Raw genomic sequence first — 21414 nt, 5'->3', positions numbered from 1 at the left:
TTTCGGCTTGGCCGAGCGCCTTCTCCTGACCGGACTAACTGCTTGGTCCGAGTCACAGCGCCCGAAGCAGCCGTCCAACCGCATGGGAACTTCCGCCTTCCTCGGTAAATTGTCGAGACCGGACCGAGCACTAAGGTCAGATTCCCGGCCACGACACTTAAAGTTGGACCGAGCACAAAGTTGCAGATTTCGCCGCATGCTACCATTTGCGGTCATTCGGTCTCGGATTTTCGCCCCCAGGTCTCGGCAGGCCGATTTTTGCTTTTCCCATGCTCTTCGGCCTGACCGATCGCGCAAATCCGACGATGACCCGGTATTATGTTCTCATTACGTTCTAACTGTGATATGCCCGGCGCATGGCCGATACCGAAGTCCGGAAGATCATTCACGTAGACATGGATGCCTTCTTCGCGTCCGTCGAGCAACGCGACGACCCCTCCTTACGCGGTCGCCCGGTCGCCGTCGGATATGCCGCGGCCCGGGGCGTCGTGGCGGCGGCGAGCTATGAAGCCCGCAAGTTCGGAGTCCGCTCGGCCCTGCCGTCGGTCACGGCGATGCGCCGGTGTCCGGACCTCGTGTTCGTCCCGCCGCGGTTCGATGTCTACCAAGAGGTGTCGCGCCGCATCCACGAGGTCTTCGCGCTCTACACCGACCTCATCCAGCCGTTGTCGCTGGACGAGGCCTATCTCGACGTCACCGCAAACCGGCGCGGGATCGAGACGGCATGGCGCACAGCGAAGCAGATCCGCGCGGCTATTCTGGAAGAAACCGGCCTGACGGCCTCGGCAGGTATTTCCTACAACAAGTTTCTCGCAAAGCTTGCGTCCGATCACCGCAAGCCCAACGGCCAGTTCGCGGTGACGCCCGATATGGGGCCGGCCTGGATCGAGGTCCTGCCGGTCAGCCGGTTCCACGGCGTCGGGCCGGTCACGGCGGACAAGATGAAGCGGCTGGGGATCGCCACCGGCGCGGATCTCAGGGCGAAGTCGTTCGAGTTTCTCCAGCAGCATTTCGGCAGCTCGGCCGGCTGGTATTATGCGATCTCGCGCGGGCAGGACGACCGGCCGGTGAACCCGGACCGGGTTCGCAAGTCGTCGGGGTCGGAGACGACCTTCGACCATGACCTCACCGACCCGGCCGAGATCGAGGCCGGGGTCTTGCGAATGGCCGAGGACGTCTGGAACTGGTGCGAAAGCCGCCGCTCATTCGGTCGCACGGTGACGGTGAAGATCAAGTATGGCGACTTCCGGCAGATCACGCGAAGCCGAAGTCAGACGGGCGCGGTGACGACGCGCGATGCCTTGCGCCAGTCCGCGCTGGACCTTGTCCGTTCGGTCTTCCCCGTCGCCAAAGGTATCCGCCTGGTCGGCGTGACGGTCTCGAACTTCACCGACGCGCCTGCCACCGGAGAAGTCGAACTGCCGATGTTTCGCGAAGGACAGGCGGCATGATGCTCGATCTGTTCGACGCGCCCGTACTGCCGGGACTGGCCCTGCGCGGCGACATCATCGACGCGGCCGAGGAACGCATGCTAATCGCGCATATCGATGCGAGCGATCTCACGCCGTTTCGCTTCCAGGGCTGGACCGGCAAGCGGCTGACGACGTCTTTCGGCTGGAACTACGATTTCGATCTGGGGCGGACGAGGCAAGCTCCGCCGATCCCCGACTGGCTGGCGCCCTTTCGTGACCGGGCGGCGATATTTGCGGGGCTCGAGCCCGACGAGATGATCCAGGCCCTGCTGATCCGCTACGATCCCGGCGCAGGGATCGGCTGGCACCGCGATCGCCCGATCTATGAACACGTCGTGGGCATATCACTGGGCGAGGCGGCGACGATGCGGTTCAGGCGCCGGCGGGGCGATGGTTTCGAACGGGCATCGGCACCTCTGGGCGCCCGCGGCATCTACCACATGAGCGGTGTAGCCCGGCGCGAATGGGAGCACAGCATCGCCGAAATGGCGCGGCCACGCTGGTCGATGACATTCCGGAGCCTCACGGAAAGGCGTTGAATCGGCGGGGTGAGATTTCTGGATCCGGCCCCTATATCTTGCCGTGCGAACCCGGGTGCCTGCGAGGTATTGCCTCTACCATGAAAATGATTTCGTTCGCCGATGGCATGAGCGTTCCCGCATTGGGGCAGGGCACCTGGATGATGGGCGAGAGCCTTGATCGCCGCGCGGCCGAGGTCGCGGCCTTGCAGGAAGGCATCGAACTTGGCCTGACCCTGATCGACACCGCCGAGATGTATGCCGATGGTGAGGCCGAGCGGGTGGTCGGCGAGGCGATAGCCGGGCGGCGCGAAGCGGTCTTCCTTGTCAGCAAGGCCTATCCGCAGAATGCATCCGGGAGGCGGCTGCGCCGAGCCTGCGAGGCGAGCCTGAAACGCCTCGGAACCGATCGGCTCGACCTCTACCTCCTGCACTGGCGCGGCAATGTTGCCCTCGCCGAAACGGTGGAGGCCATGGAGGAACTGGTCGCCGCAGGCCTTGTCGCGCGCTGGGGCGTCAGCAATCTCGATACCGAAGACATGGAGGATCTTGCTGCCGCCGGCGGCGAAGCCTGCGCCGCGAACCAGATCCTCTACAATCTCGCACGGCGCGGCCCCGAGTTCGAACTGATCCCATGGCTCGAGCGCCGCCGTATCCCCGTCATGGCCTACAGTCCGGTCGAGCAGGGAAGACTGCTCGGCCATACGGTGCTGCGCGAGGTGGCATTGCGCCACGGCGCCAGTGCGGCGCAGGTCGCCCTCGCGTGGCTGATGACAAGGCCGGGCGTCCTGCCCATTCCCAAAGCGGCCTCGATCGCGCATGTTCGGGAGAACCGCGCCGCTGTGGATCTTGTTCTGACGCAAGGCGATTTCGCGGCGCTCGAGCACGCCTTCCCGCCCCCCGTAAAGCGCAGCCGGCTCGAGATGCTCTAGGCTTGCTTCGCGCCTTCTACCGTTTCGCGGTCGTCTTGGCGGGCAGAGGCGTATCGAACACCCAGTTGAGATAGGCGGCGATGCGAACGCCGGCGTGTTTCAGGCGATCGTCGATCTCGGTGCGGTGGGCGTACGCGTAATCCCACGAGAGTGCCGGATCGGCAGGGTAGATCGTCTTGCGCAGGGCGATGCTCTCGTGGATCCAGACCGCGGGGTCGCGCTCGTTCCAGGCGATGACATCGGCCGGTGTGATCGATCGCGACAGCCAGGCGGCGTACTCGGAATAGGACAGCGAGCGCTGCTCGATGAGCGCCGAATCCCACACCGAGTGGAGATTGGTCGGTTTGCCGAACCAGGTGACCGAGACCGTATTGCCGCCGCGATCGCTACCGGTCCCGGCATGGAGCGGCTGATGCAGATCGCCTATGATATGGACGATGAAACGAAGCGCCAGGCGCTTGTCGTCGGGCGCGGACTTGAGATCGCGCAGGGTAGCGGTGAATCGCGACAGCGCGGTCATCGCGTCCCCAGCGGCAGGCCTGTCGGACGCGTTGTAGTCCTCGCCGGCGACGGTCACGTAGTGCCAGGGGCTGGCCTGCTTCTGCCAGAAGACGTCGGGATCGGACTTCATGTCATCGGGCCAAGTTGCCGCTTCGGCGAGATCCTCGGTTCCGAGCAGCAGGCGGACATTGGCCCGGGCAAGGCCGCTCAGGTTCTCGTCGGCGATCGCCCCGGTGATGCGGTGACCGACCGGTCCCCAGGCATGGGCGGGTGTGGCGATGGCGAGCGAGGCGGCGAGAAGGATCGATTTACGCATGATGCCTTCATAGAGCACGGGCGTCCGGGGCACAGCCCCCAGCTTCCTTCTAATCGATGCGAGCCCGCCAGTTCCACTTGGCAGTTTTTGGTTCACATTACGCTCTCGCGCGGCGCAGTTTCAGAACACTCGCACGGCCGGCAGATTTCCGAAACCGGGACCGAACGCTGCACGAAGCCAAGAATGAAGCAGGGTGTTCTCCTGCCGCGATGAATAGGGCTCAAATGCTCAGGAAGTCGTGGAAAGGATGCTGGAACTAGGCCTGCTTGTACGGCAAGGGGCCTCCCGAATTGCCATCCAGGCCTCGCGAGGCGAGGCCTTACTGACGAGTTGACGACCTGGACATGACCAAGAATGAACGCGGCGGAGAGTTCGAAGCGCCGGTTATCGAGGCGAGCCGCGGCTCTGTCGCCAAGTTCATAGCCTATGCCAGGCGTCGCGGCACGATCACCGTCGACGAGCTGAACCTTGCCCTGCCGCAGGACCAGATGACCGCAGACCAGATCGAGGACGTCATGGCGGCGATGTCGGAGATGGGTATCAGGATCGTCGAGAGCGAGGATGACCCGGATTCCGACGATACGCCCGCCGGGGGCGCCTTATCGCGCGAGGATGAGAGCGACGACGATCAGGCGCCTGGCAACGATGTGGGCGACGATGTAGCCGATGATGATATCGGGGGTGCCGACGACGGGGCAGTTTTCGAAAGCCGCGGGCCGAAGCCGAAAAAGGCGGAGAGCCTGGGCAGCACGGATGATCCCGTGCGCATGTACCTGCGCGAGATGGGGGCTGCGGAGATGCTCACCCGTGAGGGAGAGGCCGCCATCGCCAAGCGGATCGAAGCGGGCCGCGACATGATGATCCAGGGCCTGTGCGAAAGCCCGCTGACGTTCCATGCCATCATCCACTGGTCCGAGGCGCTCAATGCCGGGGGCATGCAACTTCGCGAGATCCTCGATCTCGACGCGATGCTTGCGAAGGAACCGCAACCCGAGACATTCGGGGAGGGAGCCGAGGCTGACGACGGCGGCGAGATCAGCGAGAAGACCGCGGGCCCATCCTTCAGCGATGAAGAGGAGCCGGAAGAGCAGGACGCCGGTCAACTGGACGAAGACGGCAATCCGGCCTCGACCCCGCGAACCGAAGAGGCGGACGCGGACGAGGGCGGTATCAGCCTCGCGCAGATGGAAGCGGCGCTCATGCCCGGGGCGCTGGATAAATTCGCGCTCATCGCCGAATTGTTTCGCAGCTTCGAGGCGCTTCAGGCAGGCCGTATGGAGGCGGCAGGGCTTGGCATCACTTTCCCCGAGGCGAAGGAGGAACAGTACCAGCAGCTGCGGGCCGAACTCACCGCGCAGGTGGAGTCGGTCAAGTTCCATGCGGTCAAGATCGAGCAGCTGATCGACAACCTCTACGTGTCCAATCGCCGTCTCACGGCGCTGGGCGGTCAGATGCTGCGGCTGGTCGAGCGGCACAAGGTGAAGCGCGCCGATTTCCTCGAAGCCTACGTCGGCCGTGAACTGGATGACACCTGGGTGGCCGAGATGGCAGGCAGCGACAAGAAATGGGCCGCGTTCGCCGCCGCCGAAGCCGAGCCCGCCGAGCGTATCCGTAGCGAGGTGACGGAAATCGCGGCGACCATCGGCATGGCGCTCCCCGAGTTTCGCCGCATCGTCAACATGGTCCAGAAGGGCGAGCGCGAGGCGCGTATCGCCAAGAAGGAGATGGTCGAGGCGAACCTGCGCCTGGTGATCTCGATCGCCAAGAAGTACCTCAACCGGGGACTACAGTTCCTCGACCTGATCCAGGAGGGCAACATCGGGCTGATGAAGGCCGTGGACAAGTTCGAGTACCGGCGCGGCTACAAGTTCTCGACTTATGCGACCTGGTGGATCAGGCAGGCCATCACCCGTTCGATCGCGGACCAGGCCCGCACGATCCGTATCCCGGTCCACATGATCGAGACGATCAACAAGCTGGTCCGGGCAAACCGGCGCTTCCTGCATGAGCATGGCCGCGAGCCCACGCCAGAGGAGATGGCAGAACAGCTCTCGATGCCGCTCGACAAGGTCAAGCGCGTGCTCAAGATCGCCAAGGAGCCGGTGTCGCTCGAAACTCCCGTGGGCGACGAGGAAGACAGCCACCTGGGCGATTTCATCAGGGACGAGAACGCGGTTATCCCGGTGGACGCCGCAATCCAGGCGAACCTCAAGGAAATGATCACGCGAACCCTGGCATCGCTCACCCCGCGCGAGGAGCGCGTGCTGCGGATGCGCTTCGGCATCGGCATGAACACCGATCACACGCTGGAGGAAGTCGGCCAGCAGTTCTCGGTGACCCGCGAACGCATCCGCCAGATCGAGGCCAAGGCGCTGCGCAAGCTCAAGCACCCCAGCAGGTCGCGCGCGATGCGCGCGTTCCTGGATTGACGCGTATTTGCACTGGCATTCGCGCCCGGATTCTACGCCGGCTTCGGCGGTTTCAGGTCACAGAACTCGCGGGGGATATGCGACAAATCCGTCGCTGCAACGCATAGCCGCGGGCACCGCGCGGGCCTTGATGCGATCTTGTGCCAGACTCTGTCGAGACTGAACGCCGTCCATCCCGGGAGCCACCCGTATCGACTACCAACTTGCATGCCGGACGCCTAACGGCCGAATGAATGTCCTCCCGTGGCCCATGGCCGATCGGCATTGCTATTCATGGGGCGCAGGGGGAACGTCTGCGTGGTTCTCCCGCTGCCTTCGCGCTTCGTGTTGTTCACGCGCTATCTGCCGGCCGAGAAGGCGGGCAAGACGCAATATAGCGGCATTCGCACTTGGTGAAAGTTCAGAACGTTCGGTGGGAGGCGGGCGTTGGCTTTTCATGGCCTTGCCCTTGCACGGTCGATGCGCAGGTAATGTTGGATCGCGGATGGCGAGCGAGTTGGGAAGGGAGGAGGAAGGAAAGGCTGCAGCTCGCGTTTCGGGAAATTTGTATCGGCGTTCCCGTAGCGAAGACTGTCTTGTCCTGTTTCCACGCCGAGCGTCGTTGTGTTATCTTCCGCTTCGGAAAGGCTCTGCACATGCAGGATGTTGATCACGTCGAACCGGCAGAAGAGGCGGCCCCGCCGTCGCCGCGTGCAGCCGACTGGTTCTGGCGCCCGTGGTATGCCAAACTCTATCTTGTCTTGGCGCTGCTCTACTGGATCGGCCTCGAGTTGATGATCACCATCCCCTATGATCGGCTGAACATCTATCTCGTCAACACGATGGTCCTGCTGATCTTCGTGTTTAATCCCGTCACGGTTGTCGCAGCACTGGGATATGGCTTCCTGAAGGCCAAGGTCGCGTGCGGGGAATGGGTGATTACGCCGGGTTCGCCGTCGCAGAGGCCAATTGGCGATCCATATACTGATCCGGCTGACGCGCGCTCGGGGCTCCGACATCTCCGGCATATCGGAGCAATAAAGCACTGATCTCATGGATCCCGACGCTCCTTGAAGCTGGAATCTCTATCCGTCAGCCCTTGATCTCGGTCGAAAACCAATCGGCCGGAATTGAGGATCGAGGACTGCTCCATCGATATGACGGGGCCGGTGACATCTACAGTGCCGCGTCCAGAGTCAGCTTGCTTTAGATATCTGTTCCGGAGCCCATCATTACCTACCACACGTTCGCTGAGCTCCCCGGCAAATGCCTCCTCTGGGCGACCGGAACGAGCGGCTTTTTTCTCTGCTGAGGCAATCGCCTCCCGGACGTCGTAATTTACAATGTCGATTGATGCTTGCGCAGCAACCCCCGCTATTCCTCGATCTGAAATGTCTGCACTCAACTTTCCGGTTAGAGAGCCAACAGCACTGGTTTGCGCACCATCCTTCTCTTTACCTTCTTTGCCGCTTGAGCCCACTCCGCGTGAGACAGAAGCAGTAAGATCGCCGGAAATACTCTGACTATCCTGCGTCTGATGCTCCGCATTGCGAGTAATCGACCTTTGCCATCCGGTCTGCGCGATGATCGCGGTGACATCGCGTTCAAGCGTATCCGCTACCTGCGGCTTCAGCCGCCAGTCGCCGCGCCGGTCCATCTCGAAGCCGCCGCGCAGCCAGTTGGCCATGGCGGCCTGCCCTTCCTTGCCGCTGCCCAGGAAGTGCTCGATCGTGTCGGGGCCCGCCTGTTTGCCGGCCTCGAAGCGCGTGCTGGTGTCATTGCGCGCGGACCGGCTGAACCCTGTGCTGCTGGAAACAAGCAGATCGTTATGCGCGAAACTGAAGCGCGCATGCCCGCCATTGGCGATGGCGCCAAGCTGGCTCTCGTTGATGAGGCCACCGCGCCACATCTGCGCTGCAAGTTCGGGCGTCAGATTAAGACTGAGGTCCCCATTCTGGTCCATGGCGATCTGGCGCTTCGACATCTCGACACCATGCGCGCGCAGCAGCGCCTGGGTGCGAGTGAGGCGCTCCTTGTCGACGATCCCGGTCAGGCGCTCGTTGCGCGCACGATCGGCGATACCTTCCGCGCCGCCCTCGGCCATGTCGACCTGGTTACCGGCGGTCCCGGCAAGCGCGCGGATGAAGGAATCAAGGCGCGCGGCTTCTCGCACGGAAACGCCCGCAGCCGCGGCTCCCTCAGCAAAGCCGGCATTGTCTGCCTGCCGCCGCTGTTCGCCGATCTGCGCGTTGCTGCGCACCCCGTCGAAGCCGATCTCGCGCTGCGCGTCGAGCTTGCCCGAGCGCTCGGCGAAGTCGTAGCCTGCGGCCTCGCGCGTGCGTCCATAAACGCTCGTACCCTCGCGTGCCGCCTCTGCGCTGGCGCCATCGGCGGTCCCGACCTGCACCGCGGCATTGTAGCTCTCCAGTGCGCGCAGCACCTGCGCTTCGCTCCGCCCGGTCGCGCGGGAAAGCTGGCTGATCGCCGTCGATCGCGCTTCTCCCGATAGGGCGTTGATGAAGCCGATGCGGCGGCTGGTTTCGGTGACGGACAGCCCGAGCATGGCTGCTGCCTGGCGCTGGCCGTGATTGCCGCCGGTGCGATGCGCCTGCTCGGTCGCGACATTGCCGCGCTCGACGGCGGCGACCCGGCTCCCCGCGTAGTCGCGCCGCCCCTCCATCGCGCCGACCTGCGTCTCAGCCGCGGTGAGGTCGTTGCGCAGCATCTGGTCCTGCTCGAAGGCATTTGCCGTCAGCTTGGCGAAAGTCGGATCGGCCCCTGCCTGGGCAATGACGGTGGAAGCCTTGAGCGCGGCATCCTTGGCGTCATAGCCGCTGCGCTCGAAATGCCGCTGCGCGCCCGACTGCATCATCTCGTAGGCTTGGCTGTCGCCGAACGCCTTCCACTGCGCCATGTTCTGCGCGAAGGCGGCAAAGGCCCGCTCGCCCTGCTGTCCTTCTCCGAAATACGTCGTGCCCAGTTTTCGCAAGGCATCGCCTTGGGCAAAGTTATGGATGGCCGATGTCGCTGCATTGGCGCGAACCGTGCGGGCCGTCGCCGGATCGCTGAGGTCCCGCACGGCGAGGGCAGGGGCGAGGCCACCCAGTTCGCGCGCGGCGTCGGTCCGGCCAAGCCCGAACGCGGCGGTGCCGCTCGCGCCGCCGCCCTGTTCGCCGAGCACGGTGCCGGAGGAGGCGAATGCCCGGTCGAGACCGAAACTGCTGCGCTCGCCGAAGTCGCCGAACCCGGAGGACGCCGATCGCCGCGCAGCCGTGCCGCTCGCCGACGCCTGCGCTTCAAGCGCCGAGGCGTAGCCCTCGCTGGTTCCGACAGTGGCCGCTGCCATGCTGCCCTGGCCCTGGACCCCGAGCATGCCCGAGGTGAAGGCGGTGAACATGTTGCCCGAGAAGCGGAACACCGTGAACACGAACGCGCCCGCCAGGCCAGCGGCAGCAGTGCGGAACGAGCCGAAGATGGCGAGCGCCTTCATTGCGGCCGATGGCGCGAGGATCCAGCTGTCCGCGGCGACACTGGTCGCGCGCAGTTCGGCCAGAACGTCCATCGCCCGTCCCAGGGTCAGTTGGTAGATGCCGGCATCGATCACGCCCCACAGCGCGACGAAGACGAAGAGGCCGAGCGCGAAGCTCGCGACCCTCAGGTTGATCGGCGTCAGGATGAAGAGCAGCGCGATCGGCATCATCATCAGCATGATCGCGAAGACCGAGGCGCGGATGGTCGGCATCCACTCGTTGGCGGTCGAGAGCGTGGCGAGCCCGTTGGACTCGATCGCGCGGTTGGCCATCACCCGTGCGGTCGCCGCCGGCGAATCCTCGAACAGGACGTCGCCCACGGTCTGGCCGAGCAGGATGTTGGTTAGGAACTTCTGCCGGTTCATCGCTTGCTCCAGCATCATTTCGCCCAGGCCGTCGATCTGCTGGCGGCAGCGATCGCGCTGGGCTGTCTGGGTCACGTCGAAGCCGGTGCGCGCGCAGACCTGGTCGCTGTAGGCATCGAACAGCGTGGAATCCGACAGGCGCTCGGAAACGTGGCTCCACGCCGCCTCGCAGCTCACCGTCGTTCCCGCCTTGTCGCTCGCCGTGAACACGGTCGAGAAGGTGGCCGGTCCAGCCATCGCCGCGAAAGAGGCGGGAAGGTCGGTCGAGGTCCGGAAGAGCTGGTCGTCGTCGACGCCGTACGCCGGAGAGACGCGCGCCACCGGATAGCACTGGCGCACATAGTCCTTCACCGTCGCATCGAGGAAGGTGTCGACCATCGGGCTGCGCGGAGACACCGCGTTCAGGAACAGGTCGAATGCGTGACCACCCGCTCCGAACTCCAGCTTGGCATTGGGATCGGTGGTATTATCGTCGATCGTCTCGGCAAGCGCCCGCTCCATCAGGTTGGTGACGCCCGCGACCAGCACGATGAGATTGGGGACATCGCCCACCGGCTGGTAGGCGTTGCGAACCCGGTCGTAGACATGGACCGTGCCGGTAGTGGCGATCATCCCGGCGAACAGGCCGATGCCGACGAGCATCTGGAAGCCGAAGGCGACAAGACCCATGCCCGAGCCCCGGATGCTGGCGATCACCGCGCCGAAGGCGATGCCCGCCACCGCGATGATCACCACCAGCGTTTCGTAGCGCGGATCGCCGAAGATCATCGCGATCAGGTGGAAGGCATCGACGGTCTCGGAAAAGCCGTCCCAGGTGTAGTAACTGGAATCGATCGCCAGCGCGGGCGTCGCGAAAAGCGAGCCGGTAAGGACGATCAGCAGGCGAAGAAAGAAGCGCATGGCGGGCCTCACCGGTTACGGTTGGCGTTGGCGCCTGCGGCATCGCGGGCGTCGCGGTCACGCTGGCGCACGACCCCGGCATAGCTTGCCGACAGGTTCGCCTGGTTCATGGCTGCCATGTAGGACTGACGCATCTGCGCGCGCTGGCGCAGCACCTCGTCCCTGAGCTCGCGAAGCTGCTCGATGCCCTTGGTAAGAATCCGCGTCTGGCACACGTTGGTGTTCTCGGCATCGGCGGCACCCGCCGTCGTAACCCCGCGCTCGGCATTCTGAAGGGCGAAGTCGATCGAGCGGGTCAGGTCGTTGAGCATCTGGTAGGCGAGGGTGAGCGCGACCAGTTCGTCCGTGTCGGCAATGACGCTGTCGGTAAGGCCCTGACGCACGCCCCATTCAAGGAGGCGATAGACCGGCAGGGTCCGCACGTTGGCGACGAACTGCTTCTCCTCGCTCGTCAGCGCCGAGCGGGCGCGGATCTTCGCGGCGACCGATTCCATCTTCTCGCGGGCCAGCACCAGCGCGCCGCGCCCGCTGCCGTTCACCGAGCAGTCCGAGGCAGTGGCTGGAATGTTGAGCGCACGGGTCGGCACGCGGCCGGTCAGGAAATCGTCTGCACTCTCGGTATCCTGGCGCGGGCAGGCGGGGATGGCCGAGAAGATCGGTACCTTGTCGTTCGCATCCCAGCGCATGTAGACGTCGCCGACCCGGGCCCGCATGACGCCCGCCCAGTCGGAGGCGCCGACCCTGCTTGCGGCATGCGCGAGCAGCGAGCCGGTCCTGAAGATCTCGGTCACTTCCGCCGGGCAATTCTCGAGCGCGTCCTTCAGGTCCTCGGTCGGGTTGCCCTTGTTCGACTGGATCTTCTCGCGGCTCTGCTGCCAGCTGTTGGCATAGCCCTCGCGGATCGACTTGTAGCCGGTCATCTCCTCGAGGATCCCCGACATGTTGTCGTCGCCCTTGGCGACCTGCACCATGCGGTTGGCGAGGCGGCAGTCGTTCACCTGGATCGAGTTCAGGTAATTGGTCGCCGCCTCCATCTTTGAAATTATGTTCCCCATCTTCTCGTCGAGGGTTTCCAGAAGATACTGGAAGGCGACCGCCGGCGCGGCCTGGAGGATGGTTTCCAGCTTCTCGACGAGGTATTCCGGATCGAGGAACGACATGCCGCCGAGGAACATGTCGATGCCGCCGCAACCCGCCTTCACCTTGGGCAGCGTCAGGCTCATGAGGTAGTCGTCATGGACGTCGACCCGGCCCGACATCCCACCCGCGGTCACATAGCCGCGGGTCTGATCCTCGAAACTTCCGGGCGAAGTGTAGGTGACGTTGTCGAACCAGCTTTCTGCCCAGCTCTGCGCATGGGCGGGGACCGCGTGGCCACACGATGCGACCACCAGGAAGAGCAGGAAGGCCGAAGCGCGACGTTTCAGACGGCGTAGATCGAATTCCATGGCGGGCATCCCGGTGAGGTGGAAAGGTAACGCAGCCCCGCCATGATCAGCGTCCCTTCGGGTTGGAGGAGGCCGGCGCCCTCACGCCGACGATCCCTGTGAACCTGGACATGGCGCGCACGCCGACGGCAGCTCTGGCTCCGGTGAGCATCCTGGCGGCAAGCCAGGCATTGCGCGCGATGTTGGCTTCGTGATCGGTGCCGATCGCGATGGGAACCATGCGGCCGGGATCGCCAAGCGGACGCACCCAGGCGACGGGATGTCCAACCCAGGGCAGGCCGAGCCTCCCCGATCGCAATATCGCCTCATCCTGGCCGATGGTCTGCACCCGCCAGCCAAAGCGGCCTCGAAATTGCACCAGCTTGGTCCAGAGGTCACCGCACGGAACGCAGCCCGGAGCAGTGCTGATCTCGATCACGTAAAGCGACGCCTGGCTGCGCAGCATGACGGCGAAGTCCGGTGGAAAATCACGGGTGAGCGGCACGCGCGAAAGCCACGCTTCCATTTCCCGGACGGTCGATACCGGATGGATGGCTGCACGCATCGCCGGGGTCGGACGGATTTGCGCTTCGGCTGGAGCGGCCATTGTCATCGTGACCGCGGCTAACAGCAGCTTGCAGGTAATGGAGTTTAGCATTACCTTTCTTGCGGTAGAAAGGAATCCTGCGATGACGGCTCTCAACGTACCCGCAAGGGATGCGACCCTGACGGTAACTGCAAAGGGGCAGATCACGCTGCGCAAGGACCTGCTGCAGCACCTGGGCGTCCATGCCGGGGCCAAGCTGACGATCCACAAGCTGCCCAATGGACGGCTCGAGGTCGAAGTCGCTCGCCCGAAGGGCAAGATCACCGAGGCCTTCGGGATGTTGAAGCGGGACGGGCAGAAGCCTGTATCGATCGAAGACATGAACGCTGCGATCGAGCAGGGCTGGGCCGGCGACCTGTGAAAATCACGGCGGATACGAATATCCTCGTCCGGGCGGTGACCGAGGACGATCCGGTGCAGGCGCCGATCGCCCAGCGCTTGCTGGCTGAGGCGACGCTCGTCGCCATACCGATCCCGGCGCTGTGCGAATTCGTCTGGGTGCTGAGCCGGGCCTATGGTTTCGCAAGGTCCGACATCGCGCGATCCATGCGCGCGCTTGTTCACGCAGACAATGTCGAGACGGATCTTGGCGCGGTCGAGGCCGGGCTGGCGCTCTTGGAGGCAGGCGGCGACTTTGGCGACGGCGCGATCGCGCACGAGGGCAAATGGCTTGGCGGCGAGACTTTCGTCTCGTTCGATCGCAAGGCGATCGCGTTGTTGAAGGACCAGGGCGAAGCGGTGCTTCTGCCATCCTGAATGTCCGGCGGTCACGGCCGCGCGCCAGGGGCTCATGGCCGCACACCCGGTGGATCGGCCAATTCACGACCGGTGCCGCGCGGATCGGCCGCGGAAACCGGCCCGTTGGCGAGTGCATCGAAGAAACCATTTTCCTCGCCCGCGGCGGTCAGCCACTGCTCTGGCCGGATGTCGCCGCTCAGCAGCCGCACCGCCTGGTAGGCCATCTGCGCGATGTTGGGGTAAGTCTCGACCCCGGCGGCGATGACCATGCGCTGGGCGCTGTTCCGGCGAATGACCATGGTCGTCGGCGTGACCTCGACCCCGAAGCGCTGCCCCAGTTCAGGCTTGCGGTCGAGATCCACGAGGCTTGCCTGCCAGCCCATCTCGTCCTGGAAGCGCTGGACGATCGGCCACTGCACGCGGCAATAGCCGCAGGACGCGCGCGCGAACATGACGAGCGCGAATTCGCTCGCTTTCGAGCGCAGATACTGGCGGCGCAGCTGATCCTTGTGTGCGCCGAGCACATCGCGCGCCTCGCCGACCATCGGGTTCGCCGCCCTCGCATTGAGCTCGGGATGCGTGAGCATGGCGAGCTGGGTGACGCCTGCGAAAGCGCGGGCCTTACGACGCGCGAAGTCCTGCAGCCGCCAGAAGTCCGATACGGCCTCGACGGTGAGCACGGTGGCGGCATAGTCGCGCTGCTGTTCGATCAGCGTGCGGATTTTCGGCGGGGTCCAGGTCGCGAGCTCCGCCATCGGCGGGATCACCGGTTTTACAAGCGCGTCCGGATCGGGCTGCTCCTCCTCGCCCCCGGCCTCCTCCTCCTTGGGCGGCGCCTCATACCACCAGTAGCCGCGGGTGCCGCTCTGCGCGCCTGCGCCGACGGAGGCCTGCGCCTGCACTGCCTGGGTAGGCAGCAAAAGGGCTGCGGCGAGGGCAAGCTGCCTTCTCACAGCAGCTTCTCCATTCGCGTCAGACGATCGATCGCGACCGGCCCGTAATAGCGGCTGTCGTATCCGTCGGGATGGCGGGAGCCGACGAAGATCATGCCATCGGGAATGCGCGTGATGCCCGGGCGCCAGTGCGTCAGCACCTTGCCGCCGCGGCCGATCGGCTTGCTGACGCCCATCAGGCGGCCGTTGCAATAGTACCAGCCATTGCCGGGTTGGCCCAGGCGAGGGGCCTTCTCGATCATGACAATCGGCTCACCCGGCATGCACAGCGCATATTTGGTGACGTTGACGGGCCTTGGACCCGCCACCGGGTCTGACAGCATGAACGATACGAGATCGCCGCGCCCGATCGGGCCGGGCGCGCGATGCACCACCCAGGCGTCGATCGACGGGGTCATCACCAGCGTCATGTGGGGCATCGCCCACCATGCGAAGAGACCGATCGGGAGTACGATACCGTAAGCCTTGAGCAGCTGCGCGGGGCGCGCCGGCTGGCCAAGACCACTGGCGCCGAGCGCCACGGCGGCGCGTAGCGGCAGATCCCTCCCATCACGATAAAGCCGCTTACCGGCGCGCCAGGCGAGCGAGAGCATCCCGCACCTCCTTTTCGCCGCCGAGGCGGCCATATTCCTCGAGCAGCCCGGTAAGCGCCGCGTCGCCGAACACGAGATGCGCGGGCCGCAGGGGCACCTCGTCACGCTCGCAATAGGGCCGGGTGGGATCGCCGGGGACCATCGCCAGTGCCGGCACCCGGGTGACGCCATGCTGGCGGAAGACCAGCGGATCGACGATCAGCTGCACGTTACGCATGGCGCAGCCGGGCCCTTCGCAGCCCGGATCGATGCGCAGGATCGCCGCCGACAATTTCGCCATCGGCGCGACCTTCCGCATCCCGCCTGGCATTCCCCGAAACGCCATGACGCCGCCGGCACGCTCGAGTTGGCCCGCATAAGTCCGCAGCGTCGCGACCGGCATGGCGGACGACACGAACAGCACCGGCAACCAGCGCGTCTCACCACCAGCGGAGACCACGCCGGCCAGCGCCGCGGCTTCGGGCTGTTCCAGTCCCAGCGCCTGCGCGACCCGGCGACCGGCAGCTTCCCGCTCGGCGGCGAGCGCTTCGCGCGCCGCCGCGACATCTTTTTCCGCGCGTTTGACCATGGCAGGATCCGTCTTGCGGCGGTGGATACCGTCGAAAGCGCGGCGCTGAGTGGCGGTGTCCGGCTTCGGGGGCAGAACGGGCGAGGGGACCGCTGTGGCCTTCGCCTTGCCGGCGGCGCGCTTGACGCGCTCCATGGCGTCCGCACCCTGGTCCTCGATCCGCGTGCGGGCGCTCTCCGGCTGCGCCTGCCCGGTCGCGGCCGGCGGCGCACTTGCGGTTGTCCCCATGGGGACACAGGCAAGGCAAGCCACGAGCAGGCCGCGCCTAGTTGCTGATCGTCTGCATATAGGCATCGATCTTGTCCTTCACGTCGATCTGGATTTCGCTCTGGGCGCGCGCTTCGATCTCCTCGTAGTATTCGGAGAGATCCATCCTGCTGAAATCGAGCGCCTGGAATTCTTCCGCGGTGAGTCCGCGGCAATAAGGGTTCTTCGGCGTGCCCCAGCCCTTCTCGGCGAAGCTCTTGAGCTGGGGGCGTCCCTGTTCCTGGATAATGCGGCCGAGCTTGGTGTTGAAGCAGCAGTGGCCTTTCGCCTTCTGCACGCAGATGCCCAGGATCTTCGACGAGCAATAGCTGCCGACCTCGTGGCACATTCCCGAGCCGCGCAGCATGCCCACTTCCATGTCCTCCTGGTCGCAGCCCTGCAGCAGCACCTCGATCATGAAATTGACGGCAAGGCTGATCGCGATCGAGGTGGGATCGATGCCGACGATGATCGCATTGGCGCCTGCGCTTGCCGCCTGGCTCGCCGTCGCGCCCGCCTTGAAGGCGGTGTAGGCCGCCTTGAGGCCAGTGAAGACGCCCTTGGCGACGGCGATCTTGGTCGAGATCGACGAGATCGAACCGCCCATGCCGTCCTTGACGATCTTGCCCTTGTCCTTGCAGCAGTTCTGGAATGTGGTGCTGAGACCTGCGGGACGACAGCGCGCGGCGCGGCCCGAGAATATCTCGATCGTACCCAGGCAATTGCCGTCCGCATCGACCTCGCCATCGGCCTCGACACCGGGATCGCCGAGCGCGGCTTCCTCGACGACGGGATTGGCACCGGTGTCGATGCAGGGGTTGGCAGAGCAGGCGGCCGCGCCGCCGCTCGCGGGAACCTCGCAGGCATATTGATCGCCGAGCGGGCAATGGAGCGCGCCTGCCGTGTCCGCCTCGCACGTCGTCTGGCCGATCGGACACATCCACCCACCCGAAGCGGTCAGATGGCAGGCGGCCGTCTCGCCTTCGTCGGCCGCATCGCCGTTGCCGCCGAGATCGGCCGCGCAAAGCTGCTGGGCGGCGGCGCTCGCCGGAAGCAACAGCACGCTGGCGATGAGCAGCACGGCTGCTGCAAGGTGGGACCGCGCGGCGCTCATCGCACGCTGCTCGTGCAGACCATGTCCGCCCCGCCGAGGCGCACCGACTGCATCATCACCGCCGCTTCGGGAAAATCATCGAGGCATCCGCAGCCCTCCACGAGGTCCTCGCCTTCCCCGGCCGGGCAGACGTTGCTGTCCTGGCAGGTGCGGTAGTAATAGTCCCAGCCTGTCGGATCGGTCTGCTTCGAACCGGTCACGCCATTGAGGGCGACTGCCGTGTTCGCCTGCGCCTTGCGGGTTTTGCAGATCGGCTCGCAGGCGCTGACGCTGCCGCGATCGGGCATGGAGAAGCTGCGGGTGGTGAGGCGGTAGCTGCCGTCGGCGTTCGCCAACCGGTCGGCAAGCAGGGTCTCGGCCGAGTGATCGATGATATAGGCGCCGCGCGAGAGATCGGGCTCGGCCGCCGCTCCCAGATCGACGGTGCACCGGTAGGTGCGCTCGCGCAGGAAGAAGTCGCGGGCGATCTGCGCGGTGCAGGCGCCGGTTCCGAATACCCGCGTCTGGGGCAGCGGCGAGAGGCCGGTGTTGACGCCGCCGCGAAACGTCGTGACCCCGTCGACCACGTCATCCTGCAGCCGGCAGGCATCGTTTGCCCCATAGCCGGAACAGGTATCGACAAGCTGCTCGCTCGTCTTGCATCCGGTATCGACGCTCGCATCGATCGCGGCATAGGCTTCGCCGCCTTCGGCCACCGCGACGCGCAGCCAGATGTCGTGGTCGCCCTGTGTCATCCGCGAGGTCAGATCGAGCGCGGGGTTCAGGTAGAAGGCGCCCTTCTTCTCGCATTTGCCCGGCGGCAATCCGGTTCCGGTCCAGGTCTGCGGCCCGGAACCCAGCAGTTCGCCGTCGACACGGATCTGCGCCCAATCATCTGCGCCGAAGCGGGTAAGGAGCACCTGGTTCAGGCGATCGATATCCTTGATCCGCAGCGTCATGTGAAAATCGAAGATCGAGCAGGATCCGCCCGAGAGGCTGTTGTCGGACGGCGAGCCCATGAGAAAGGTGACGTTCCCGGTGCCCGTGACGGACGTCGCGTAGCCACCGGCAATCCGGTCGATGACCTTTTCGGTTGTTATTTCTTCCTGGGCGATCTGCCGGGTGATGGTGCAGCTGCGGCTGACCTCGGAAGTGCCGGTGCCGGTCGATGAGGCGGCGAGCGCCTGGAACACGCTGCTGGCCTGCGCGGCGGCGGCGGCGTCGCTGGAGATGGCGCCGGGATTGCTCTTGTACGCGGCGGCGCCGACATCGGACTGCGCTGTGCACGAGGTCGTCTGGGCGCCGGTGTAACGGATGACCGGCCCATCGATCGACGCTTGCGTAATGGCGATGCGGGCGTCCGACGTGGTGAGCGCGCCGACCACGCCGCCACCGAGGTCCTTCAGCACCGAGGCGATGTTGCCCCACGCCAGGTTGCTGCCGCAGCTGTTGTTGACGCAGTAACAGCCGGCAAGCTCGGTCAGATCGACCTCGCTGAGCTTGAGCGCTCCCGAAGTCGCGGTGTCCCAGCGGAAGAACCGGCAGGCATCCCACGTCCCCGGGGTGCAGGAGATGATCCCGTTCGCGCAGATGCCCGAGGTCACGACGGGCACCGTCAGCGCCTCGTCGAAGCTGCCGTCGAGATCGCTGTCCCGCGAAATGCGGAGCGTGGCGATATCGCCGGTGGCGCCTGGCTGCGCGAGCAGTTCCAGATAGGTCGTGGTCTTCTGGCAGGCGAGATCGGGAGTGAACGCTTTGGAGGAGTCCACCGTGGTGATGCTCCGGCCCGCCATACCCGGCGTCACGTAGTTATCGAGCAGCGCATCGCTCTCAGCGCTTTTGGCGCGCGCGGCGGCGGCCGCGGCGCGGGCGCGGTCCTCCGGCGTCTGCGCGTGCAGCGGCGCACATAGCCCGAGCACCGTGACAAGGAGCAGGGCGCGCGCCTTCATGGCTGGATCTCGCCTGGAACGATGCCGCGCGAGCCGCGAGGCAAACGAAACAGCGGGACGTCGCCGTCGCTGAGCGGCCTCTCGGCCCTGAACACGGCTTGCCCCTCGAAGACGGTCAGCGTGGCCGCGACGACAGACGGCGAGGAGGGGAGCACCGCCTGTCCATCGTCTGTGTTGAAGGCCACGCCGACCGCCCGACCGACACCGCAGGGGGGAAACGGCGCCGGTCTGACCGCGATGGAAACGCTCGGGCTGAGGGGCTGACGGGCAGGCCACCGGCTGATCCCGGGCGTTTTCACGCGGTTGTCGGAAGGCGACCTGCTCACGGCGTCGATACTCCGGCGCAGCAGATCGTCTTTTCGAAGAGCATGAACTGGGCGTTGTCCTTGCCGGGCGCATGCTTCGCGCTGGTCCAGAGCGCACCGGGCCGGCCGACATTGACGCAGCTGCCGCCCTTGACCGGCTCCATCAGCTGGAACTTGTAGCGGCTCTTGGTCCACACCGGCTGGGGGATGAAGGAGCAGCCGTCGGCCGAACTGATGGTGAGCGCGCCGAGCCGCCCCATCATGAAGAGGCCACGCGCGGCAAGCCCCGCCCAGGCCTCGACGCTGTCCCCGAAATGAATGTCGCCCGCAACCGGATAAGTCGCGCCCCACGAGCCCATGCACCAGAACAGCGGATCGACGACCTTGCCCGCGGCTGCGGCGGCGCTGTCGGCCATGCAGGCAAGCCCCGCGGCCGGATTGCCGAACAGGATCGCCTCGGGCTGGATGATCGCGCCCAGCGTCGCCGATTGCCAGGTCGGCAGGACCTCGGTGATGAGGGCGACGTCGAAGCCATTGTCCTCGATGCACGGCAGGTCGGTGAACATGTCGAGCATCTTCCAGACCGGCGAGATGTAGTAGTGCATCTGCGCGAACATCTTGCGCGTGTTGGTGCCGTCGGCCAGGCTGCTCTGGCTTCCCTGCAGTTTGCCTCCGGTCGGCATGATGTCCGCGCCGAGCGCCATCATGCAGCCCGGTTCGGTCACGACATCGACCATGCGGTTGGGGGACCAGAAGCTGACCTTCACCCCGAACCAGAAGGTCACGCCCTTGCGGCAGGCGCAGAGCGGCTTGGACGCCGACTGGGCGTCGAGCGCCTTGCCGAGCGGATCACTGGGGCCGATCTTCACCCCGCCGATCGTGATCGGGAAGATGCAGTTCCAGCGCACTTTGGTGATCGGGTTGAACACCGTGCCCGCCTCGCATTTGGACGCATGGGCGGGAGAGGCGATCGCCAGTGCCGCGAGCGCGGCACCAAGCGCGAAGATGCTGCGTCGCGATGGAAATGGGACTATCTTTCCGATGCGGGAGGAGAGCACGGGCTTGCGCAGCGGCATTGAAATGTGCGCCAAATTGGCGTACATTGCGTGGGCCAAGGATCGAAGGCGAGAGTGATGAACAAGTTCGTGGATATTGCTTCGAAGGTCGACGAGCGCGCCACCGAGCGTATGAGCTTCCGCACGAAGCCGCGTATCAAGGAGGTCATCCGGTATGCGGCGGCGGTTTCGGGCGTCGACGATTCCACTTTCGCCATGAACGCGGCTTACAAGGCCGCGCTCGAGGTGATCGAAGCGCAGGAGCGGACAGTTCTTCGCGGAGAAGACGCAGTCGCTCTGCTCGATGCTCTCGAGAAACCCTCTCCGCCGACCGAGGCGATGCGCAGTGCATTTGCCCAGTATCGCGATCGTTACCTGTCCAACTGAGCGACGCACGGCTTCATGTACCGACCTATTACCGAGCCGCTCGATGTCGCCCGGCACGATCGTTCGACATTCGAAAGCGGCGTCGCTCAGGTCGATAATTTCTTCCGCCAGACCGCCGCCAAGCTGACCCGCGCCGCGAATCTGCGAACATTCGTTCTTGACGGTGGGCAGGGCAAGGTGCTGGGCTTCTATGCCCAGAACGCTTCGGCCATCGAGTACCGCGACCTGCCGGCGCGTTATGCAAGGACGCGACCCGGCCATGGAGAAATTCCGGCTGTCTTCATTTCGATGATCGGCGTCGACCGGCGCGTCCAGGGCAGCGGCCTTGGTCGTGACCTGCTCGTCGACAGCCTCTGGCGCATCGTTGAGGCCGAACGCTCGGTCGGAATAGCGCTGGTCCTGATCGATGTTCTCGATTGCGGAGATGCTGTCCAGGTCACCCGGCGAAAGGACTTCTATCTGCGACATGGATTCGCGGAGCTTCCGGGGCAGCCCCTTCGTCTGTTTCTGCCGATCGCAACGCTGCGCGAGCTGATCGGACATTGATCCGC

The 21414-nt window shown here is 65.1% G+C and carries 20 protein-coding genes; 9 read left to right on the top strand and 11 right to left on the bottom strand.

What is annotated here, in order from left to right; all coding sequences use genetic code 11:
* Nucleotides 1-356: 356 nt before the first annotated feature.
* The 3 genes from dinB to QRN25_RS09455 all read left to right on the top strand — a co-directional run bounded on the left by dinB (nucleotide 357) and on the right by QRN25_RS09455 (nucleotide 2922).
* Nucleotides 357-1451 carry a DNA polymerase IV gene (gene dinB / locus QRN25_RS09465; RefSeq protein WP_285019084.1) on the top strand — a complete coding sequence of 365 codons (1095 nt, stop codon included), beginning with the start codon at nucleotides 357-359 and terminating at the stop codon, nucleotides 1449-1451.
* Nucleotides 1448-2011: an alpha-ketoglutarate-dependent dioxygenase AlkB gene (locus QRN25_RS09460; protein WP_285019082.1), complete on the top strand. Its 564-nt coding sequence runs from the start codon at nucleotides 1448-1450 to the stop codon at nucleotides 2009-2011. Before dinB ends, QRN25_RS09460 begins: the two co-directional genes overlap by 4 nt.
* An 80-nt stretch (nucleotides 2012-2091) precedes the next feature.
* Nucleotides 2092-2922, top strand: coding sequence for an aldo/keto reductase (locus QRN25_RS09455; RefSeq protein ID WP_285019081.1), 831 nt, complete (start codon nucleotides 2092-2094; stop codon nucleotides 2920-2922).
* Nucleotides 2923-2938: 16 nt separating this feature from the next.
* Here QRN25_RS09455 and QRN25_RS09450 read toward each other — a convergent pair whose 3' ends face one another.
* Nucleotides 2939-3739, bottom strand: a complete 801-nt coding sequence (locus tag QRN25_RS09450) for a S1/P1 nuclease (RefSeq protein WP_285019080.1) — start codon at nucleotides 3737-3739, stop codon at nucleotides 2939-2941.
* Nucleotides 3740-4083: 344 nt separating this feature from the next.
* On the opposite strand from QRN25_RS09450, the gene rpoD reads away from it, so the two are divergent.
* The gene (rpoD, locus tag QRN25_RS09445) at nucleotides 4084-6168 is read left to right on the top strand and encodes an RNA polymerase sigma factor RpoD (RefSeq protein ID WP_285019079.1); all 2085 of its coding nucleotides are present in this window, start codon (nucleotides 4084-4086) and stop codon (nucleotides 6166-6168) included.
* A 635-nt stretch (nucleotides 6169-6803) separates the two neighbouring features.
* Complete coding sequence (locus QRN25_RS09440) at nucleotides 6804-7196, top strand: hypothetical protein (protein WP_285019078.1); 393 nt, start codon at nucleotides 6804-6806, stop codon at nucleotides 7194-7196.
* 2 nt (nucleotides 7197-7198) lie between these two features.
* Here the strand turns inward: QRN25_RS09440 and QRN25_RS09435 are convergent, their stop codons facing one another.
* The 3 genes from QRN25_RS09435 to QRN25_RS09425 are packed head-to-tail and all read right to left on the bottom strand — an operon-like array spanning nucleotide 7199 to nucleotide 13027.
* On the bottom strand, nucleotides 7199-10942 hold the full coding sequence (locus QRN25_RS09435) for a conjugal transfer protein TraG N-terminal domain-containing protein (RefSeq protein WP_285019076.1): 3744 nt from the start codon (nucleotides 10940-10942) through the stop codon (nucleotides 7199-7201).
* 8 nt (nucleotides 10943-10950) lie between these two features.
* The gene (locus QRN25_RS09430) at nucleotides 10951-12390 is read right to left on the bottom strand and encodes a conjugal transfer protein TraH (RefSeq protein WP_285019074.1); all 1440 of its coding nucleotides are present in this window, start codon (nucleotides 12388-12390) and stop codon (nucleotides 10951-10953) included.
* Nucleotides 12391-12436: 46 nt separating this feature from the next.
* Nucleotides 12437-13027: a hypothetical protein gene (locus tag QRN25_RS09425; RefSeq protein WP_502910449.1), complete on the bottom strand. Its 591-nt coding sequence runs from the start codon at nucleotides 13025-13027 to the stop codon at nucleotides 12437-12439.
* Between the two features lie 31 nt (nucleotides 13028-13058).
* Here QRN25_RS09425 and QRN25_RS09420 point away from each other — a divergent pair, with 31 nt between their 5' ends.
* Both QRN25_RS09420 and QRN25_RS09415 read left to right on the top strand, forming a co-directional pair.
* On the top strand, nucleotides 13059-13337 hold the full coding sequence (locus QRN25_RS09420) for an AbrB/MazE/SpoVT family DNA-binding domain-containing protein (protein ID WP_008827559.1): 279 nt from the start codon (nucleotides 13059-13061) through the stop codon (nucleotides 13335-13337).
* A complete protein-coding gene (locus tag QRN25_RS09415) occupies nucleotides 13334-13732 on the top strand; it encodes a type II toxin-antitoxin system VapC family toxin (protein WP_008827560.1) in 399 nt (132 codons plus the stop codon). The genes QRN25_RS09420 and QRN25_RS09415 overlap by 4 nt, the downstream gene beginning before the upstream one ends.
* A 32-nt stretch (nucleotides 13733-13764) precedes the next feature.
* Here QRN25_RS09415 and QRN25_RS09410 read toward each other — a convergent pair whose 3' ends face one another.
* The 7 genes from QRN25_RS09410 to QRN25_RS09380 form a co-directional block, all read right to left on the bottom strand.
* Nucleotides 13765-14667 (bottom strand): conjugal transfer protein TraF, encoded by a 903-nt coding sequence (locus QRN25_RS09410; protein WP_285019072.1) that lies wholly within the window; start codon nucleotides 14665-14667, stop codon nucleotides 13765-13767.
* On the bottom strand, nucleotides 14664-15260 hold the full coding sequence (locus tag QRN25_RS09405; protein ID WP_285019070.1) for a S26 family signal peptidase: 597 nt from the start codon (nucleotides 15258-15260) through the stop codon (nucleotides 14664-14666). Before QRN25_RS09405 ends, QRN25_RS09410 begins: the two co-directional genes overlap by 4 nt.
* Complete coding sequence (locus QRN25_RS09400) at nucleotides 15232-16056, bottom strand: type-F conjugative transfer system pilin assembly protein TrbC (RefSeq protein ID WP_285019069.1); 825 nt, start codon at nucleotides 16054-16056, stop codon at nucleotides 15232-15234. Before QRN25_RS09400 ends, QRN25_RS09405 begins: the two co-directional genes overlap by 29 nt.
* Before the next feature lie 37 nt (nucleotides 16057-16093).
* Entirely contained in the window at nucleotides 16094-17188 is a 1095-nt protein-coding gene (gene traN / locus QRN25_RS09395) for a conjugal transfer protein TraN (protein ID WP_285019067.1), read from the bottom strand.
* Nucleotides 17185-19116 carry a hypothetical protein gene (locus QRN25_RS09390; RefSeq protein WP_285019066.1) on the bottom strand — a complete coding sequence of 644 codons (1932 nt, stop codon included), beginning with the start codon at nucleotides 19114-19116 and terminating at the stop codon, nucleotides 17185-17187. The genes traN and QRN25_RS09390 overlap by 4 nt, the downstream gene beginning before the upstream one ends.
* Nucleotides 19113-19301 carry a hypothetical protein gene (locus tag QRN25_RS09385; RefSeq protein WP_285019065.1) on the bottom strand — a complete coding sequence of 63 codons (189 nt, stop codon included), beginning with the start codon at nucleotides 19299-19301 and terminating at the stop codon, nucleotides 19113-19115. Before QRN25_RS09385 ends, QRN25_RS09390 begins: the two co-directional genes overlap by 4 nt.
* A gap of 137 nt (nucleotides 19302-19438) precedes the next feature.
* Nucleotides 19439-20497: a TraU family protein gene (locus QRN25_RS09380; RefSeq protein ID WP_285019064.1), complete on the bottom strand. Its 1059-nt coding sequence runs from the start codon at nucleotides 20495-20497 to the stop codon at nucleotides 19439-19441.
* Nucleotides 20498-20554: 57 nt separating this feature from the next.
* Here QRN25_RS09380 and QRN25_RS09375 point away from each other — a divergent pair, with 57 nt between their 5' ends.
* Both QRN25_RS09375 and QRN25_RS09370 read left to right on the top strand, forming a co-directional pair.
* The gene (locus QRN25_RS09375) at nucleotides 20555-20863 is read left to right on the top strand and encodes a type II toxin-antitoxin system TacA family antitoxin (protein ID WP_285019062.1); all 309 of its coding nucleotides are present in this window, start codon (nucleotides 20555-20557) and stop codon (nucleotides 20861-20863) included.
* Between the two features lie 15 nt (nucleotides 20864-20878).
* Entirely contained in the window at nucleotides 20879-21409 is a 531-nt protein-coding gene (locus QRN25_RS09370; protein ID WP_285019059.1) for a GNAT family N-acetyltransferase, read from the top strand.
* Nucleotides 21410-21414 lie beyond the last annotated feature (5 nt).

The organism is Novosphingobium sp. fls2-241-R2A-195 (assembly GCF_030209485.1).
Taxonomy (GTDB): domain Bacteria; phylum Pseudomonadota; class Alphaproteobacteria; order Sphingomonadales; family Sphingomonadaceae; genus Novosphingobium; species Novosphingobium resinovorum.
Note: the sequence above shows the minus strand (reverse complement) of the source record. Positions and strands in the feature narration are given on the sequence as shown.